This window comes from Leuconostoc fallax KCTC 3537, from assembly GCF_000165675.1.
In the GTDB taxonomy this organism is placed as follows: domain Bacteria; phylum Bacillota; class Bacilli; order Lactobacillales; family Lactobacillaceae; genus Leuconostoc_B; species Leuconostoc_B fallax.
On the sequence record NZ_AEIZ01000007.1, the window covers coordinates 18,284 to 37,208 of the forward strand.

Annotated in this window: 17 protein-coding genes, 4 pseudogenes and 1 other annotated feature; of the genes and pseudogenes, 5 read left to right on the plus strand and 16 right to left on the minus strand. The window is 36.1% G+C overall.

All coding sequences use genetic code 11. The features are described from left to right. Positions 1–452: 452 nt before the first annotated feature. The 8 genes and pseudogenes from LEUFL_RS0101390 to LEUFL_RS0101425 form a co-directional block, all read right to left on the minus strand. Positions 453–944, minus strand: a complete 492-nt coding sequence (locus LEUFL_RS0101390; protein ID WP_010006975.1) for a glycosyltransferase — start codon at positions 942–944, stop codon at positions 453–455. A 1-nt stretch (position 945) separates the two neighbouring features. Further along, positions 946–1,396, minus strand: a pseudogene (pssD, locus tag LEUFL_RS10875) (PssD/Cps14F family polysaccharide biosynthesis glycosyltransferase). Position 1,397: 1 nt separating this feature from the next. After that, positions 1,398–2,069: a sugar transferase gene (locus LEUFL_RS12735; protein ID WP_010006977.1), complete on the minus strand. Its 672-nt coding sequence runs from the start codon at positions 2,067–2,069 to the stop codon at positions 1,398–1,400. A gap of 18 nt (positions 2,070–2,087) precedes the next feature. Next, entirely contained in the window at positions 2,088–2,843 is a 756-nt protein-coding gene (locus LEUFL_RS12740) for a CpsD/CapB family tyrosine-protein kinase (protein ID WP_010006978.1), read from the minus strand. Between the two features lie 12 nt (positions 2,844–2,855). Next, positions 2,856–3,743 carry a YveK family protein gene (locus tag LEUFL_RS0101410; protein ID WP_010006980.1) on the minus strand — a complete coding sequence of 296 codons (888 nt, stop codon included), beginning with the start codon at positions 3,741–3,743 and terminating at the stop codon, positions 2,856–2,858. Between the two features lie 231 nt (positions 3,744–3,974). Continuing rightward, a complete protein-coding gene (locus LEUFL_RS0101415) occupies positions 3,975–4,892 on the minus strand; it encodes an EamA family transporter (protein WP_010006981.1) in 918 nt (305 codons plus the stop codon). A 126-nt stretch (positions 4,893–5,018) separates the two neighbouring features. Further along, complete coding sequence (gene gap / locus LEUFL_RS0101420; RefSeq protein ID WP_010006982.1) at positions 5,019–6,041, minus strand: type I glyceraldehyde-3-phosphate dehydrogenase; 1,023 nt, start codon at positions 6,039–6,041, stop codon at positions 5,019–5,021. A 117-nt stretch (positions 6,042–6,158) separates the two neighbouring features. Continuing rightward, positions 6,159–6,482: an ArsR/SmtB family transcription factor gene (locus tag LEUFL_RS0101425; RefSeq protein WP_010006983.1), complete on the minus strand. Its 324-nt coding sequence runs from the start codon at positions 6,480–6,482 to the stop codon at positions 6,159–6,161. Positions 6,483–6,579: 97 nt separating this feature from the next. Between LEUFL_RS0101425 and LEUFL_RS0101430 the strand changes: the two genes are divergently transcribed. Beyond that, positions 6,580–7,152: a cadmium resistance transporter gene (locus LEUFL_RS0101430; protein WP_010006985.1), complete on the plus strand. Its 573-nt coding sequence runs from the start codon at positions 6,580–6,582 to the stop codon at positions 7,150–7,152. A gap of 25 nt (positions 7,153–7,177) precedes the next feature. Here the strand turns inward: LEUFL_RS0101430 and LEUFL_RS10880 are convergent, their stop codons facing one another. Both LEUFL_RS10880 and LEUFL_RS13380 read right to left on the minus strand, forming a co-directional pair. After that, a complete protein-coding gene (locus LEUFL_RS10880; RefSeq protein ID WP_308736773.1) occupies positions 7,178–9,268 on the minus strand; it encodes an ATP-binding cassette domain-containing protein in 2,091 nt (696 codons plus the stop codon). A 97-nt stretch (positions 9,269–9,365) separates the two neighbouring features. Next, positions 9,366–9,848, minus strand: a complete 483-nt coding sequence (locus tag LEUFL_RS13380; protein ID WP_010006988.1) for a MarR family winged helix-turn-helix transcriptional regulator — start codon at positions 9,846–9,848, stop codon at positions 9,366–9,368. Positions 9,849–10,016: 168 nt separating this feature from the next. Here LEUFL_RS13380 and LEUFL_RS0101445 point away from each other — a divergent pair, with 168 nt between their 5' ends. Then, complete coding sequence (locus tag LEUFL_RS0101445) at positions 10,017–10,307, plus strand: hypothetical protein (RefSeq protein ID WP_010006989.1); 291 nt, start codon at positions 10,017–10,019, stop codon at positions 10,305–10,307. 356 nt (positions 10,308–10,663) lie between these two features. Continuing rightward, a complete protein-coding gene (locus LEUFL_RS10885; protein ID WP_010006990.1) occupies positions 10,664–11,134 on the plus strand; it encodes a folate family ECF transporter S component in 471 nt (156 codons plus the stop codon). Between the two features lie 169 nt (positions 11,135–11,303). Here the strand turns inward: LEUFL_RS10885 and LEUFL_RS09050 are convergent, their stop codons facing one another. The 6 genes and pseudogenes from LEUFL_RS09050 to LEUFL_RS0101480 all read right to left on the minus strand — a co-directional run bounded on the left by LEUFL_RS09050 (position 11,304) and on the right by LEUFL_RS0101480 (position 17,665). After that, on the minus strand, positions 11,304–11,567 hold the full coding sequence (locus tag LEUFL_RS09050) for a hypothetical protein (protein WP_010006991.1): 264 nt from the start codon (positions 11,565–11,567) through the stop codon (positions 11,304–11,306). Next, positions 11,560–11,834: pseudogene (locus tag LEUFL_RS10890) on the minus strand (DUF2089 family protein). Before LEUFL_RS10890 ends, LEUFL_RS09050 begins: the two are co-directional and overlap by 8 nt. A 760-nt stretch (positions 11,835–12,594) precedes the next feature. Beyond that, positions 12,595–13,722: a 5-methyltetrahydropteroyltriglutamate--homocysteine S-methyltransferase gene (locus tag LEUFL_RS0101465; RefSeq protein WP_010006994.1), complete on the minus strand. Its 1,128-nt coding sequence runs from the start codon at positions 13,720–13,722 to the stop codon at positions 12,595–12,597. A gap of 440 nt (positions 13,723–14,162) precedes the next feature. After that, positions 14,163–15,019: pseudogene (locus LEUFL_RS10895) on the minus strand (MetQ/NlpA family ABC transporter substrate-binding protein). A 32-nt stretch (positions 15,020–15,051) separates the two neighbouring features. Next, positions 15,052–16,190 (minus strand): annotated as a pseudogene (locus LEUFL_RS10900) (trans-sulfuration enzyme family protein). A gap of 92 nt (positions 16,191–16,282) precedes the next feature. Further along, positions 16,283–16,538, minus strand: a binding site (T-box leader). A gap of 185 nt (positions 16,539–16,723) precedes the next feature. Then, complete coding sequence (locus LEUFL_RS0101480; RefSeq protein ID WP_029508587.1) at positions 16,724–17,665, minus strand: DMT family transporter; 942 nt, start codon at positions 17,663–17,665, stop codon at positions 16,724–16,726. Positions 17,666–17,893: 228 nt separating this feature from the next. On the opposite strand from LEUFL_RS0101480, the gene LEUFL_RS12980 reads away from it, so the two are divergent. Then, positions 17,894–18,298: a LysR family transcriptional regulator gene (locus LEUFL_RS12980; protein ID WP_237697863.1), complete on the plus strand. Its 405-nt coding sequence runs from the start codon at positions 17,894–17,896 to the stop codon at positions 18,296–18,298. Positions 18,299–18,335: 37 nt separating this feature from the next. Further along, positions 18,336–18,782, plus strand: a complete 447-nt coding sequence (locus tag LEUFL_RS12985) for a LysR family transcriptional regulator substrate-binding protein (RefSeq protein ID WP_237697864.1) — start codon at positions 18,336–18,338, stop codon at positions 18,780–18,782. Positions 18,783–18,925: the final 143 nt, after the last annotated feature.

Sequence of the window (18,925 nt, forward strand, 5' to 3'; positions counted from 1 at the left end):
AAATTAAATAAATAATACAGCACAACAATACTGCAAAATAATAATAACGAGCTCGTAAAAAAATCCCTAAAATTTTTTGTAATCTATGTTAGGAAAATACCCTATAATATCAGTTATCATGATTAACATTGTTACTGAAATCATGTACGGAGCATTATTTAAAACTAAAGTAATATAAGACATAATAATTAGAATGAGACTTATTATTCTAATTTTTTTCGCAATATAATTACTAAAGAATAAATTGTTACTACAACCATAGCTTGAATAGCGCTTAAAACGTTAGAATTCAATAAGCCAAGTGCATTTATTGTAGACATCAAAGAGATAGCTAATGCCAAAAAACAAAGCAACTGATAAACAAAATTATCTTGCGTTTTTATATTTTTTATTGCTAGACAAGCTCATTTCCATCATATCCTCATCATCTGTAAAAAATTCTATTTTCATTGCTATCTCACCATGTTTACAATAATATGTGAAAAATCAGCAACAAATTTTTCATTGTGCGAATTATACTGTCTCTCCATATCATTTTCTTTATATTCTTCTATAAAACTTAAAATATCATCTATATTAGTCACAAGCTTAATTGGATATCCCTTATTAACTACTTTTTCAGCAAACACAACCTGATGATTGTTAACATGTTCATTGAACTTAAGTAGCCTAGGAACAACTATTGGTATCTTTCCTTTAGAAAGTACGCTCAAAAAGCTGGCAGGTCCCCCATGAGTAATAACTATTCTTGCCTCATCAATATTTTTTTCCATTTCTATATTGCTTAGAAATTGTTTGGATTTAGCAAATTTAGGAACATAGTCAGAATAACCAGTTTGTATAAAAACAGATTCGGTGATGTCCCCACTTTCAATTAAACCGTCTATTTTCTTTAACAATCTATCAAATGGTTGTTCGTGTGTCCCCACAGTAACAAAAATCATATTAAAAAATACCTCCCAAATCAATTGCTTTAGGATATACTCTTTTCATCTCCGGCCACTGTACAATAAATTTGTTCGTCACTGGATAAACTAACTTTCCTGTTAAAGTGGGCTTATCAATTCGATCAAATACTTCTATATAAACAGTTTTTAGCCCCAAATAATTTTCCTAAATAGAAAAATGGAACTGCAACTGCTGCACCTGAAGAAATAATCACATCAGGCCTTTCTTTAAAAAGTATCTTAATTGCTAAAAAAGTATTTCTAACAAGATTTATAATATTACGATTAGTTGGAAAATAAGCGTTGTATTTACGTTCATTCTTTAAAATGCTACGAGCATCTTCTTTATCAAAAGTAACCCAAAATCGGTCCTCTTTTTCCCAGAATTTTTTTAATAAATAAAGGTGCGTTAAGTGACCACCACTTGAACCTACTAAAGCTACTTTCATTCTAAAACGCCCCATTCTTCCTAATCGCAACCATATCACAGGCAGTCTTAAAGATAATTTTAATATCTAACCAGATACTTCTGGTTTGAATATACTCCAAGTCTAGTTCAACCATATCAGCGAAAGATAGATTATTACGACCACTAATTTGCCACAATCCAGATAATCCAGGACGTACTAATAGTCGCTGCTTTTCATAAGCAGTATATTTAGCCACTTCGTCAACTAATGGCGGTCTGGGACCGACAAGACTCATATCACCTAAGAACACATTAAAAAACTGTGGTAATTCATCCAAAGAATGCTTACGAATGAACTTACCAAAGCGTGTTACACGTGGGTCGTCCTTCATCTTGAACATTGCCCCCTCAACCTCATTTTGGTCTAAGAGTTTTGCCTTTAGTTCTTCAGCGTCAATACGCATTGACCGAAACTTGTAGATATTAAAGTGACGGCCATTGTGACCAATGCGCTCTTGTTTAAAAATAATTGGTCCGCCATCCTCTAACTTAATTACAATGGCAATAATTAATAATATTGGTGAGAAAAGAATAATACCAATGCCACTGCCAATATAGTCAAGTACTCTTTTAGCGAAAAGATAAGGTGTGTTGCGACGAACTACAATTTGTTGTGAATTAACTGTACCATCCAATTTCTTAGTTTCTCCCATTATCTAATCTCTCTCAGCCTATTTTGATTTTGTATTCCCATAGCCGTAACCATAACCGTAGCCATAGCCGTAACCGTGCGCACCCTTACTCTTATCACGCGTCACGAAGCCAAGAATTCTGGCACCGCCAAGCTTCAAAGTATCAACCGTCCGCTTAATGTTAACCTTGTAAGTCTTCTCCATTGTGACAACCAAGACAACACCATCAATCTGTGGCAATAATACCTGTGCATCCGTTACGGCTAACACTGGTGGTACGTCAACGACGACGATATCGAAGTGTTCACGTAGTTGTGCCATCAATTGTGCCATGCGATTAGAATTTAACAGTTCAGCTGGATTAGGTGGCGTTGGCCCACTTGTCAAGACATAAAGATTCGGCACGAATGTTTCTTGAATCAATTCGCTTTCCATATGTGGTTCGTGACTTGCTAATAAAGTCGTTAAGCCAGCACGATTAGACACACCAAAAGTCGTATGAACGGTTGAACGACGCAAGTCCGCATCAATTACCAAGACTTTTTTACCATCTTGTGCCCAAGTCACCGCTGCGTTAGCAGATACGGTTGACTTACCATCAGATACTTCCGGTGATGTGAACATGACCGTCTTCAACTGATCAGTGCCAATCGAAGCGAATTCAATATTAGTACGCAATGTACGGAACTGTTCTGAGATAACGTGCTTGGGTTCAGCCACTGTAATTAAGCGTGCCCCTTTTTTCTGTGTTTCATTGTCTTTCACAGCTTTAGGTTTTTGATCGAATAATCCCATGTTGTCCTCCAATCAGACACGGCGGCGTGAACGCTTGCTCGTATCGCCGTTCTCATCATCGTTGTAATTGTGGTGTGAAGCAGCCAATTCTTTAGCTGTCTTCACTTTACCGATATAGTTAATGATACCCAGATCAGTTAAGTCAAGATCTTCAGTCAGGTAGTCAATATTCTTCAATGTCTTATCAGTCAATTCACGAACTAAGCCATAACCAAAGGCAACAACAGCACCCAATACAGCACCAGCTAATGTGATGAGCTTTTTGTTTGGTGAAACCGGTTCTTTATTGGCTTGTGCTTCCGATACAATCGTGACGTTACTAATACTCATCAACTTCACGACTTTATCTTTGAAGACGCTAGCAATTTCATTAGCAATAACAGCTGATTTTTTAGCATTCGTTGATTTGACATTAACGGCGAAGACTTGAGAGTTCTGTTGGTTAGTGACACTAATCATCTGCTTCACTTCATCAGCTGTGAGATTAGCATATTGGGCTTTTTCAGTTTTATATTCGGCAGATTGAGCACGGCGTGTCCGAATACGTGTGCCATCAGGTTGTGTCTCATATTGAGCAGGTTGCGCCTTTTTCACCAGGACACGTTGATCCTTAGTCAAGTTATCCACAACATCGTCCAAGATAACAGGATTGGTAATCAAGTCTTTATATGTGTTAATAATTTGGACGTCAGCTTGTTGGTTATTGAACTGCGCACCAGTATTATTAGCGTCTTGCTTTCGATTAACCAGTAATTGTGTTGATGATGAGTATTTCGGTGCAATAGCGAACTGTGCTATACCGAATGCAACCCCAGCAAATACAATCACTAATGCCACAATTAGCAAAAAGCGCTTGCGAATAATGTCCCATAGTTGGGATAATTCCAAAACGTTATCCATTTTCGTCTCAATCTTCCTTTTAATACTTATGTAAAGTAAGTGTAATAATTTTCACTAATTTACACGATATATATTTGAGTTTATCATAAGATAATTTACATTTATATTACTATGGAACAGTAAGTTATAACGTTTTGATTAAATATCGCAACAATGAGATGTGACTGTAATATGTACAACGTTTGACTTATGATATGAAATCAATAAAAAAGGCGAACCGAAGTTCGTCTTTTAATGATGCCGATGGCGGTAAAGTAAGTGCGCCTGACACCAAGCAATAATATATTGGCTCGCAACCACTGAAGTGACAGCTAGAATAATCAACATCACGCCTACCATATTTTGTACCGTGATGATTTCATTGAAGACAACGACCCCAACGAAGAGACCGGTCAATGGTTCCAATGCGCCAACAATCGACGTGTTGGTTGAGCCGATGTGGGTGATGGCTAAGTTCGTTAATGATAAAGCGATAATCGTTGGGAATATTGCTGAACCAATGGCATTGCCATACTCTAATGGTGTTGTCAGCGGTTGGATACCATGATTGAGCATCCCCTTAATCAAGAATAGTACCAATCCTGCCGACAAGCCATAGAAAGTCAACTTAAGTGATGGCACGGCATGGGCTGTCGTTTGTCGTACACCGACAATATAAAGTGCATAACTCATGGAAGCAAGCAAGATAATCAACAAGCCCAAGGGATTCAAGCTCTTTTGCCCGCTATTATTGAGTAGCGCAATGCCAAGGACGACTAGACTAATTGCCCCAATAGTGAGCAGTGATAAGCGTTCTTTAAAGAAGATGGCCATAATCAAAGCGACAATCACTGGGTAAGCGAACAGCAGAATGGACGCCAAGCCGACATCCATGTATTCATAACTGCCATACAGGAACAATGACGCTAGTGCCATGAGCAAGCCAACCGCAATGACTGGGATAATCTCATCACGCTGAAGTTTAAAGCTCTGTCGTTTGGCCAGCATTAAGCAACCAAGCAAGATCACCGCAAAGAAATAACGATAAAACACCATTGAATCCACTGTAAAGTTAAGATTCATTAGAGGGACTGCGAATAATGGATTCAATCCATACGCTGCTGCCCCTAAAATACCAAATACCACACCACGTAACGCCTTATTTTTCATAGTGCATTTTCTCCAAAACAATATTGAGAATATTCTATAGGGTTCTATCTCAATTAGCAATACTAACTTAAATCAAGTGCGCAAAAAAGCATGATTCAATCGAATCACGCTTTTTATTTGGATGAATTAAGCTAATTCAGCAAAGTGCAACAATGTACGGATCATGTTTGAAGTGAAACCGTATTCGTTGTCGTACCAAGCAGCAACCTTAACCAATTGTTGTCCTTCACCAGAAACAACTTCTGTTTGTGTAGGATCGAAGACAGTACCGTGTGTATCATTGATAATATCAGTAGATACCAAACCATCACCATTGTAACCAAATGAATCTGATTCGTACTTCTTCATAGCTGCGTTAACTTCTTCAACTGTAACATCCTTCTTCAAGACAGCAGTCAATTCAGTGATTGAACCATCAGGAACAGGAACACGGATAGCTGAACCAGTCAACTTACCATCCAATGAAGGTACAACCATTCCGATAGCCTTAGCGGCACCAGATGAATGTGGCAATGAGTTTGAAGCTGCGTCACGGTTAGCTTGACGCTTTGCAAACTTAGCTGACTTAGGACCATCTTGCAAGCTTTGTGAAGCTGTGTAAGCGTGCACTGTCAACATCAATCCAGTCTTAACACCGAATTCTGTTTCCAATACGTTAGCAATTGGAGCTAATGATTGTGTCGTACATGAACCAGCTGAAACAATCTTATCTTCTGGCTTCAAGATGTCTTGGTTAACACCGTAGACAACTGTAGGAACTGCGCCGGCTGGAGCTGAAACCAATACCTTCTTGGCACCTGCATCCAAGTGAGCTTGTGACTTTTCTGCTGAAGTATAGAAACCAGTAGCTTCCAATACGTAATCAACACCATCGTTAGCAACCCACTTCAAGTCAGCAGCGTTACGTTCTGAGTAAACAGCGTAGTGCTTACCATTAACAACAATACCTGTGTCGTCTGATGAAACTTCAGCGTTCAAAGTACCATGAATTGAATCATACTTAAGCAAGTATGCCAACATGTCAGGGCTTGTCAAATCGTTAATCGCAACAACTTCAATATCTGAAGCCTTATCTGACAACTCAAGAATACGACGGAAGGCCAAACGACCAATACGTCCAAATCCGTTAATACCGATCTTAACAGTCATGTGTTTTAGATCCTCCAAAATTTTTTGAATTTAATCAACATCCTTATTATAGCACAACGCTCAATGTTGAGCGAACGAAGAATCGTCAAGAATGTAAATTTTATGTATTAAAAACGCTTATGCCTCATCACGATGCGCACGCCCCTCAACAACGTGTACAGCGTGCTTTTTGGTCGAGTCAATGACGTCTAATATATGCGGATCATCGAGTTTATAGAGGTTCTTTTTTCCCTCTCTGCGGTATGTCACGAGCTGATGGGCTTTTAAGATTGCCAGATTATGTGAAATCTGTGGTTGAGGCAAATCAAGATAATCAACCAATTCATTGACGCTTAATTCTTGTTGCTCTAATAGGTATAAAATATTGAGCCGTGTCGGATTGCTTAATAATTTGAAGACACGCTCCATTTCTGTTTGATAGATTGCTTTAATTTTTTCCATAATTCAAACCTCTTGCGCATTTCATATTCAAATGATAACATATATAATCAAATACATATGTTATTAATAACATATATTAGATGTATAGGAGAACCGTATGCTAAATTTACCACTTGTGACGATGTTATTCGTTGGCGTTAACTTAGATTTTTTCGTTATTTTACTATTCTTATTACAAAAATACCGTTTTAAAGATACTTTAGTGGGTTACATTTTAGGCATGCTCAGTGTGTTTTTCATCAGTAGCCTATTGGGCCAAACCATTCAAACGTTTGTCCCTGAATGGGCGATTGGCCTCCTCGGCTTGATTCCAATATATATGGGTATCAAGGGTGAAGACGATGATGAAGTGCAAGCAAATCATCAATACAAAGGGATACTATCCGTTTTATTCATATACATTGCCAGTTGCGGTGCTGACAATATTGCAGTTTACGTCCCGGTCTTAGCAACAATGTCTCTACACGCTGTCATTATCACTGCTATCTATTTTATCATTTTAACCATTATTTCCATTACATTAGCCTACTACTTCGGCAAACTTTCCTTTATCCAAAAGTTTTTCCAACGCTGGGGAGAACATGCTACCCGTATCATTTATATTTTGATTGGCCTTTTTGTCATGATTGACACTGGATTATTTACACATATACTGAAGTGGTTATTGTAATGCTTAATGCCAAAGACTCTACTTGCTATACTTTAAAATACTTTCTCATGGCTTTGGCTGTTAAAGTATCACCAGCTTTAATTAACTTCTCCGGTGTACCTTCAAACATAATGTTGCCACCATTCATGCCGGCAAAGGGTCCAATATCAATTAACCAGTCAGCCTGACCTATTAAGCGCAAGTTATGCTCAACGACAATAACCGTTAACCCAGCTTCGTTGGTTAGCTGTTTTAACAAATGAATTAAATGTTGTATGTTGCTTTCATGTAAACCACTCGTCGGTTCATCTAAAATCAATAAATCATGCTCGCTTGATCTGTTAAATAAAAATTTAGCCAATTTCAAGCGTTGCAACTCTCCACCTGACAATGTATTAAGTGATTGTCCTACTTGCAGATAGCCTAGCTCTAGCTGGATTAACATCATCATAGGCTGTTTGAGTTCAGGATAAGTTTCCGCAATACTTGCAGGCGTCAGTTGTAGCACTTCTGCAATACTAAATCCTCTATACTTTAATTCTCTCACTTCAGGAGAATAGCGTTGTCCGTTGCAGGCATCACAAATAGTGACGGTATCGCCCATATAAGCCAAATCCAATTTGATGACACCCTTTCCTTTACAGATAGGACACGCGCCTTTGCTATTGAAAGAAAATAAGCTCATTGATTGATGCGTTGCATTGGCAAAAATTTGACGTAAATCATCAAACAACCCGAGGTAGGTCAACATATTGGATCTTTCGCTAGCATGCACTTGCTTTTGATCCAATATCGTCGTTTGCTTAAATTTGTCTTTGAAACATTGAATGAGGGTACTCTTGCCTGATCCGGCGACACCGCTTATAACACTTAAACGTTGTCGAGGTATTTTCACACTAATATCGTTCAGATTATTTTTTGACACATGTTCTAATGCGTAAAAATCTGATACAGAACCGTGCGCAGTAGTTATTTCTCCTGAATCACGTAGTGCCTTTCCTGTTAGCGTATCGCTTTTAACCAGATCATGATAATTCCCCTGAAAGGTAACGTACCCACCTTGGTTGCCCGCACGTTCACCCAAATTAATAATATAATCAGCAGTTTCAATTATTTGTGGATCATGATCAACAATAACTAAAGTATTCCCTTTTTCTTTCAATAATTTAAAAATTTTATTAATGCCAATTAGATCGTGGGGATGCAAGCCAACACTAGGTTCATCAAAAATATACAAAATATCGTTGAGTTCACTATTTAAGTAATTAGCTAATTTTAAGCGTTGTGATTCACCACCTGAAAGGCTTGATGTTGTCCGATTTAAACTTAAATAATCTAGTCCAACTGTCATTAAATGAGATATCTTAGTATCCAGTTCACTCAATATCGGCTGCAGAGATGCTATATTGATTGTTGCTAACCATTGTTTAAGCACTGTCATACTCATAGCACTACAGTCTGCAATATTTTTACCATTAATTTTTGCCAATAACACTTTCTGATTCAGGCGTGTGCCTTCACATGCTGGGCATCGCTCAGTTTCGGTAATTCTTTTTATATCACTTTGATATTTATTAGCATCTTGTTTAATAAATGCATCCTCAATGCGTGGTATCAATCCCAAATATTTAGCTGTTTTAGGCCATTTTGGCGTAGGTCTTTGCGGTTTTTGTGGTTCACCATTTAGTAATAAATGAATTGCTTTATCATCCCAATCCTTTAATGGTAGATCATTATCAAAAAATCCAGATTCCGTATATCTTGATAAACGCCAACCACCTGGTTGAAATGTCGGAAACTGGATAGCACCACCATTTAAAGATTTATTTTTATTCAATAAAGCAGCTGCTTTAATACTTGTGACAATCCCTAAGCCTTCACATCTTGGACACATGCCTTCAGTATTGTTAAAGGAATACACCATTGAATAACCGATAAATGGTTTTGCCATACGAGAAAATAGTAACCGTAGTGCCGTGTAGATGTCCGTGAATGTCCCAACCGTAGAGCGGATATTGCCACTAATTGCCCTTTGCGTGACAACAATTGAAAAAGGTAAATTTTCGATACGATCAACATCAGGGACAGGATATTGTGGTAACAATTGCTGAACATAGGCACTGTAAGTTTTATTCACTTGTCTTTGAGATGTCGCAGCCAAAGTAGAAAAATAAGCGATGATTTTCCAGATCCTGATACACCAGTCGCAACAGTAATTTGATGTTTGGGTATATTCACTGTAATATTTTTAAATTATTCGTTCGAGCACCTTGAATTTTAATGTACTCATTCCGCATTTTTTGGCGCTCCTCTCTTAGTAAACGAATTAATTTATCTGCTGATTCTATAAAATGTTGTTGTTCATCTAAATTCCACACTTGTTGCGCGCGCGCCAATAGTTCAGTGTGTTTTTTGGAAACAGATGCTAAGAATTGCCGTCCATTATCAGTTAATTTTGTATCCATTTCCCGTCTATCACTAATATTAGGCGACTGCTCAACATAGTTCATTTCACGTAAAGCAACCAAACTTTTCGATAACTTCGTCCTTGTGATACCTAATTGTTGACTTAATAAACTTGGTTTTGCTGTTCCAGAGCGTAGCGTATTTAAAATATCGTATTGTACCCATGTCAATTGATCGGGATTAACCAAATTACGCTCAGCCACTAGCTCACACTGCAAGTCCATTAAAATTTCTTGTAGTTTGTCTGTCATTACGATTCTCCACCATCATTATAGTTTCCAAAAGGAAATCATTTCTTAATAGAAATCATTATATAACTTTGTCATGAATAAAGAAAGTCATAATTGATCAATCACTTTTGATTTAAAGGACTATAATATAGGCGAGTTGACTATGTCGATTTAGAGAGGTGGTAACTGATGAAAAATAAAAGAATGGATGCTGTATTAGAAGCATTCAACAATGCATACAATGATCCTGCCGCAATGGCATTTCCTGGGATAGCGGACATATTGACGAAATATCAGCCAAAAATGAATCATACCGCAATTAATCGATCCGTTATTAGCGCATTAGGTCATGACCTGCATATCTATGCCCTACTCAACCTCGGTAAAACGTCAGAAACAGTCAATACGCTCATTGTAGCGTTAGGTCGGAGCTGGGATCAAGATAACTTTGCCAAAGGTATTTCATTAACGTTATTTTGATTTCTAAGCAAATGTACACGCTGTTAACATGAAATGAAAGATATTGGATACGCATACCAACCGATAAGTATTTGGATTAAGCTGTTCTTACGTATTTTAGCGTAGGATTAGCTTTTTTATTTTTATACCTGAATATAGTAATAGATACGCATTATTGACTGTGAATCAATAAATATACTAATTTAATAGTGTCCCCTTGATTAGCTAGTCGGTAACTTAAATTTAAGTTACCGACTTTTTATATACAATTGATAATAAAGCAAAATTATTATAAACTTACCTCAGGATTTAATAAAAGTAGATTTTACTTTTATTAAATTCATATCTTAAATCACACACTAAGGAAACCGCTTATTATGAAATATCTATCATTTACAAGTCCCAAGCTCAATACAAAAACACTCACTATATCTGGTCTACTATTAGCATTAGATATACTATGTTACAAAATTAGCATTGGCCCAAGTTATTTCTCTTTAAATATGGGTTTTATTAGCACAGCGCTCTTGGGCTACTTTTTGGGGCCCTGGTTAGCTGGTGCACTAGAAATGTTGTCTGACTTCCTTAATTTTACTTTATTTGGCAGTGGCAATTTTGCATTCTCTTTTCTCATTCCAGCATTTCTTGGTGGCATGTTATGTGGCATATTTTTACACAATAAAAATCGCAATTCCGTCAGCATAGCAATACTTAATTTTTTAATATTGATTCCGATCAGTCTAATACTCAACACGTTATTAGTGGCTCAAATTTACCATATGTCTTGGGAACCGCTAATGGTTGCACGTTTGGCTAGAAGTATTATCTTGATTTTTTGCAAACAATAGTACTTATCTATGTTTTGAAACATTTTGATCGTTTGAATGTTAGGGAAAAGTTGTATTGAAACACGCTCATATTTTTTCTATAATGTCTCAACGATTAAAATCATTTTTACTTTAAGATATTGAACCAACCTTATCTCTTTATACTAACCTTTGATAATGTCTTGAGCCTTCATTTTGTCCAACTCTTTTTGAATTTTTTCTTCTTGGATTCTTTGCCACTTGCATAGATTCCCAGCAGAGTGAATAAACCTAAAATCGGCATTGTAACATCTCTCATTGAGAAAGATAACTGACCCGCTATTGCTAAGAAACCGACAATACCAGTGAAAATAACCGGTAAAATCACTCCCATATATTTATTATCAATATAACCTGCGAATGTTTGAAATGCGATAATCCCCGCAAATATCAAGATTTCTAATAATCTATCCATCAATACTCTCCTTATGTTTTTGAATAATTTCTTTGGCCATCGCTAACGTTAATCGTTCATTAATAACCATCTGCATGATTTCTAATTCGAATGAGTCCTTATTTACGTCAGAAAATTTAATTTTTCGATAAGTCGATCCAAACGTAATCGAACTGTCGGATAGCTCACATCATACTCGCGGGCCAATTGTTTTAATGAACCAGACGATAAGAGAAATCGTTTAATAAATACTTGTTCTTCTGGTTCCAAACGGAAAAACCATTCCATATGTTCGCCCCATCCTTTAATATTGTTTAATAAAGTTTAACATTATTAATATTTATGTTCAATAATAATTAATATTAGAATAAAAGCCTATTATAAAGTCAAACGTTTAACATAAACTCAATTTAATGTATAATGAAAATCTAGTGTACTGTTTACATATTATATTAAAGATGAAAAGGTTAATTATCATGCGCCACATTATCCAACGATCAATCTTAGCATTCATCATAACGCTAACGATTAGCTACATATTATCAACGCTGTTTACATCATTATTTTCTTTTGATCGTGCTACAATTTTCACGCTAATTGCGATTAACATTGTATACACCGTTTCCCTATTTTGGGAGAAGCGTAAGCAGTTGATATTGTCATCACGCCATCGTTCAAAATAATTCATGATTTTAGCATCTCAATTCATTGATGAACACAAAGGAGATCTGCATTTGTCTAGATACGCTTTATATCGATTAGCATCTTTATGTTTTTTGCTAGCGGCTATTATACTCAGCATTGTTGCTTATCATTCACATGATTTCACAAATGGTATGATTGCCTTTATTTTTTCTCCACTGCAATAACATTTTTTAGTATCAGTAAAGAAGATAATAAAAACAATTAATTAATAAAAAATGTCTCAAAAAACTTTGAAAGTATATCAAAGCCTTTGAGACATTTTATTTTGTTCGAATATTGCACTTGATTGTACTAACAACAATTAAATCATCAATTCCGACATTATCACACCTCACTGATGACCTTAACCCCATACCTCATCCAATATTTCTTTGACAAGTGCCAACTTGGCCCATTGCTGTTCTTCTGTCAAAACATTACCTTCTTCAGTAGATGCAAAGCCACATTGTGTTGACAACCACAGGCGTTCTAATGGTAAATATTTCTCCGCTTCATGAATACGTTGAATAATCGCTTCTTTGTTTTCCAACTCACCTGTTTTACTCGTAATCAGGCCAAGCACTACCTTTTTATCTCCCGATACTTTAGCTAAAGGTTCAAAACTACCTGCACGCGCCGAATCATATTCTAAGAAATAACTCGAAACATTTTCTTGTCCGAATAATTCGTCAGCTACAGCATCATACCCACCAGAAGTTGCCCAGTCTGAATGATAATTACCACGACAGATATGTGTATTAATAATTAAGTCTTCTGGTAGATTCGCAATAGCACCGTTGTTAAGATCAAGATACAAATTTTTCAGATCTTGAATATCAAAACCAGCGCCTGCCATTTTTTCCCAAAAGTCAGGATCAACTAGCATCCCCCAAGTACAATCGTCAAGTTGCACTGTTCGTGCACCAGCATCATATAATGCCAGAATTTCTTCACGATAAACACGTTTGATATCTGCAAATAATGCAGTACTTGAATCGTAATATGTCGACACAACATCAGCATTTGTACCACGCACTAATTCTGCATAGAATTGTGCCGGTGCTGGAATTGTAATTTTCGCCTCAACCCCTGCTTTATCCGCTAACGCTTTAACAAATTTAAAATGTTGAATAAAAGGATGTGTTGTTGCATCAAAACTTAATCTCCCAGATAATCGTGCTGAATCATCACGGGTTTCTTCATGTGCAAATAAATACCCTTCACCATAATTAATACGCTCAACGCCACCAAATCCCCAAAAATTATCTAGGTGCCAATATGATCGACGGAATTCACCATCTGTTACGGTACTTATGCCTACAGCCACTTGCTGATCGATTAGCTTTTTAATGGCAGTATTTTCTACTTCTTCTAATTCTTTTTGTGTTAACTTACCCTGTTCAAAATCTTGTCGTGCCTGCTTTAATGCTGCTGGCCGTAAAAATGAACCAACATGTTGGAATCCTAATGTCGTTGCTGTCGCTGTTGTCATAATCTTATTCTCCTATGTTTTCTAAATGCTCAGGGTAACTTCATAGCAATAAAAAACCCGCAGTCTAAATATTAGACTGCGGGACGACTTATCGTGTTACCACCCGGTGTTTATGTGTTATCGAAAAGCACCAACACATCTCAATATCAATCGTCTCCACTCTGCTTCGAAAATGTCTGTACACAGTATCGAGAATTGATGTCGCTATATCGGGCTCTCCCGGTTATTGCTTGCTTCGTTTTGATAAATGAATCAGCGTATGTTCACAATAACAGTAACTCCAAGACCATTTTCATGTGTTCGCGTTGTCTACTTTCACCAAATGTAAACTCTCTTGCTAACGCTAAAGCACTACTTATCTCTTCTTTGTTAAAATAATCATATCATATTATCATAATTCGTCAACCTTTTTATCATAATAAGAGAATAATACTACCCATCTATTCTCCTTCAAGATAGGATATTGGTTTCACAACTTCAGTTTTGGTACCATGATACTTCTGATTAATATATTTTTGTGCCGTCTTTGATCGGTATAGTGTCAGTAATTTTTATACGTTTTGTTAGTTTCGTTTTTGGTCGCAGTGGCTATGATATTGACATTTGCTCGAGTGTGACGATTAACATGCTCATAATAAATGGCATCTTTTAACACATTTAATCCTGCAGCTTGTGAAACAGAATTGGATATCAGTACGGCATCAATACTGTTATCATGCAATAAGCGCCCACCTGTTGTATCATCAATTTCTTTAAATTTAAACTGATGTGGATTGGCTTTTATTTTCTCCAAACCATCTAATGCACCAAAAGGTTTGTCCAATGTAATTAATCCTGCATCTGCCAATAATTTTAGCCCGCGAGATTCATCTGCTAAATCTTTCGCAATAGCAATAGTAGCGCCATTTGGTATATCCTTAACGCTTTTATATTTATCAGAATAAACACCTAATGGTTCCAAATACGTTGTGCCTAACGCGACTAATTTGCCGTCTTTTGATTCTTTGTTAAATGCTTGAAAATAACCATAGGATTGAAACGCGTTAACATCAACTTGTCCTTCTGCAGTAGCCTTGTTTAAACTCAAGCCATCAGTAAATTCTTTAACTTCAATGTGCAAATCTAACTTTTTAGCCGTATCACTTTTTGCTAAATGACGCCAAATATCCGCATCACTAGTAACAGATCCGATTGTAATGACGTTTGCTTTGGGCCGATTGTTGTTAGTGGTATAACTAAAAGCACCAATAATAATCAAAGTACTTGCTGCAATAGCAAGCCATACTTTTTTAGACATATTTTAACCTCCATGATAAATAACATATTCATTTATATTTGTGCCAGTGCTGTATCCAAGTCAGCAATTAAGTCATCAGCATCTTCTAATCCGACAGAAAAGCGTAGTAGTCCAGGCGTAATTCCTGCATTAGCCAATGCATCATTATCTAATTCAGCATGACTCATTTTCGGTGGATAACTGATAATTGTTTCGACTGCGCCCAGACTCACTGAGAAAACAGGAATATCCAAAGCTTCTACCACAGTGCGTGCATTTTCTTGACTACCTACGTCAAAGCTCAAAACAGCCCCACCATTTTTAGCTTGCGACATATGAATGTCATAACCCTTGTGTGACAATAATCCAGGATACAAGACTTTTAAAACTTTGGGATGTGCATCCAAATATGCCGCGATTTTTTGCGCTGATGTACTTGACTGTGTCATTCGAACGCCTAACGTTTTGATACCACGCAGTAATAACCAGGTATCGAAGACGCCTAGCGTTGCACCAACGGCATTTTGGATAAAATAAATTTGATCGGCCAATTTTTGTCATTGACTACTACCGCACCAGCCAGAATATCAGAATGTCCAGCTAAAAATTTTGTTGCTGAATGAACTACAATATCAACGCCCAAGTCGAGTGGCTTTTGTAAAAACGGGGATAAAAATGTGTTGTCAGCAATCGTACACACATGATATTGTTTTGCCAGTGCCACTACAGCACGAATATCTGTAATATTTAAGACTGGATTAGACGGCGTTTCAATATATATTGCTTTCGTTTCAGGTATGATAGCAGCTTCAATAGTAGCCACGTCACTAAAATCAACAAAAGTATGCATAATTCCCCAACGAGGTAATACATCTTCCAAAATCCGGAAAGTGCCACCATAAACATGTTTGCTCACAATAATGTGATCTCCAGCCGATAATGTAAACAATACACTACTGATTGCTGCCATTCCCGTACTAAACAAATAGCCATAATGACCATACTCTAGTCGCGCAATTGCTTTTTCACCAGCGTCACGTGTAGGATTACCAGACCGTGCATAATCATATTCACCAAATTCATCAAAAGATTTCTGATTAAATGTTGAGCTCAATTGAATCGGGGTATTGATGGCACCTGAAAGTGGATCATTTGTTGTTGCTGCATTAATAATGTTAGTCCAATCACTCATTTCCTTACTCCTTCTTCTAATTACCATTTATCAACAATATAATTCTGACTAAATAGTGGGTAATAAAAAACGCCCCGTAATATCAAAAGATACTACGGGGCGTTTTCATGTACGCGTTACCACCCGTTTTTTGTATTATGTCACCATAAATACACTTACCCAGTACGAATTGAATTAACAATCGATACTATGACACTATAACGGGTGTACCCGAATGACATTTACTCGTTCAAGCTCATATCATTTTAACTCCAAGACCATTTTCTGAATCATCATAAGACTAACTTTCACCAAACATTAGCTCTCTTCACTCATGATGAAATATACTTATCTCTTCATCGTTATATAATAATAAGATTATAATTTTATTAGCAAAGAATGTCAATGTTAACATTTTTCAAGCTGTGATTTTGTTTATTAAAAGATTGTCCTACTGTTGAAACTCAAGCATAATCATAGCGTGTCATTTTCTAGTCTCAATAAATTAATTATATAAAACCTACTATAGTAAAGAGGACAATCGATGGCTTTTATTATTTTGCTCTGATTCCTTTTAATTTAGTGGCGTAACGATTATAAATATTATTTCCTACTAGTGCGCTAATTGTAATTAGGCATCCCAAAATTTCGAAAGTAGAAACTTTGTAACCATTTATAATTGTTATAACAAACGAAGTAATGGGCACTAAGTTCATGAATAAGATACCATTTATTGGTCCAATAATACGATTTCCCATGTTCCAAGCAAATACTGCAATTACTCCTGCTAACGTAATCATATAAACAAGTGCATTTTGAACGCCGGCTACTTGTGAAAATGTCGGTATTTGTAACCAACCAAAAATTGTAGCTATCGTTAATACAATAATAACTGAACATACACCTAAGATTGATGTTAAGGTGGAGTAACGTAAAATTGACCATTCTGGAAAGTCAGCGCCGCCAGCTGTATAAATTACCCAACATAGTGCACCAAGTAAAATAAATATTACTGCCAAAACAGTGTTATGACCTGAAAGCAAGATACTGATATGCCCTTTTGTCACAACCATAAAGACACCTACTGCAGCAATAATCATAGAAAATAAGGCAACTATCGTTGGCTTTTTCCCACGGTAAACCCAACCTACAAGCACGCCGAGTAAGGGTTGAATCGCCATCATGACTGAGGCGATTATTGATCCCGATTGTCCTGCAATTTGCTGACCAAGAAAAACTAAGAAACTAAATCCTGCAAAAGCAGATGTACCGAACAACCATAATCTTATAACGTGCCCTTCTGTTCTGAACGCGTTAATACCTTCAACAAAAAACAAAATAACTGCAAAAATAATTGCAACACTTCCATACCTTAACAATGTGAAGTAAAAAGGATCCATAATTTTAAGCGCTGGGGTCATTATGGGAAACATGCCACCCCAAGATAGTACTGAAACTAAACACAGAATTAATCCATATAAATATTTTTTAGACATTTTATCCCCTATGATTTCAATTTGTTAGCGGTAGCACATGAAATGAACTACTCGATTCATCAGAATATTTCGGTATTTGCTTTGTTAGAGGTACACCATTATTTTTTCATTCAACATTACCTCCTTTAATGTTGAAATAGTAACATGCTTTTATTGTGTCAAGGAATAAACAGTTTATAATAAGGTGTTATAACGTAATTGAATATATCAATATTTAGGAGATACATAATGACAGTGATTGATAATTCATTTAATATCGAACTGCTATATGTTTTTGTCAAAGTATGTGAACTAAAGAGCATAAATAAAAGTAGTGATTACTTGTCAATGACACAACCTGCAATTAGTAAAAAGATTAAGCAACTAGAAAATTATTACGATAAACAGCTCTTTATTAGAACACCACAAGGTATGGAGCTTACATTAGTGGGCCACAATCTTTACAAAAAATCTCAAAATTTTATTTCTGAATTTGAGAAGATGAATGCTTTAATATCTCAAAATTCCATAAATATTACTGATATTAGATTGGGGTCTTTAGACAGTATTTCATCCTATATGTATCCTTCATTCTTTGTAGACTTCTTCTCCGAATTAAAAAAATTACCATTACAAATAAAATTTTTGATTTAATTCAACCTTTTAACGAAAAAAATTAGATTTAATTTTAATTGATTCTGAATTTGAAAAAGATTTTACTGGAAATGTAAAGAAATTACAGTTATTTGAGGAACCTTATTACCTAGTTTATTCACAACATAATGCGACTATGAAATTATTCTCTGAATTTTCTAGTATAAAGGCGACCGACCTACATCATTTAAGAATAATTATGTATCCGAAGTACTGCCCAATTCATCAAAGAGTCATTCAAATATATGAGCAATTAAATATTCCATTACCAGAAATTGTGGAGATTGATTATAGTGAGTCAACTATAGCAATGATTTCTAAATCTGACTTTGTTACTATTCTTCCTAAATCATTAGCTATTAATAAAGTGACTCAAAACATTAATACTCTTACTATGAAACCATTAGACGATAACTTCATTCGACACGTTTCTGTATTCTCACATAGTGAAGAAATACTACACTTAGTACATGATCTCTTATAGTAACCTTCGGACATCAAAAAGTTATAATTAATATTACTAAAAGTAATTCACTTAAAAAGGCGATATAACTTAATAGTTATATCGCCTTTAAAAAATGTTAAATTAATAAAACTTTACTCGTAAATCAATCCATGTATTTGATT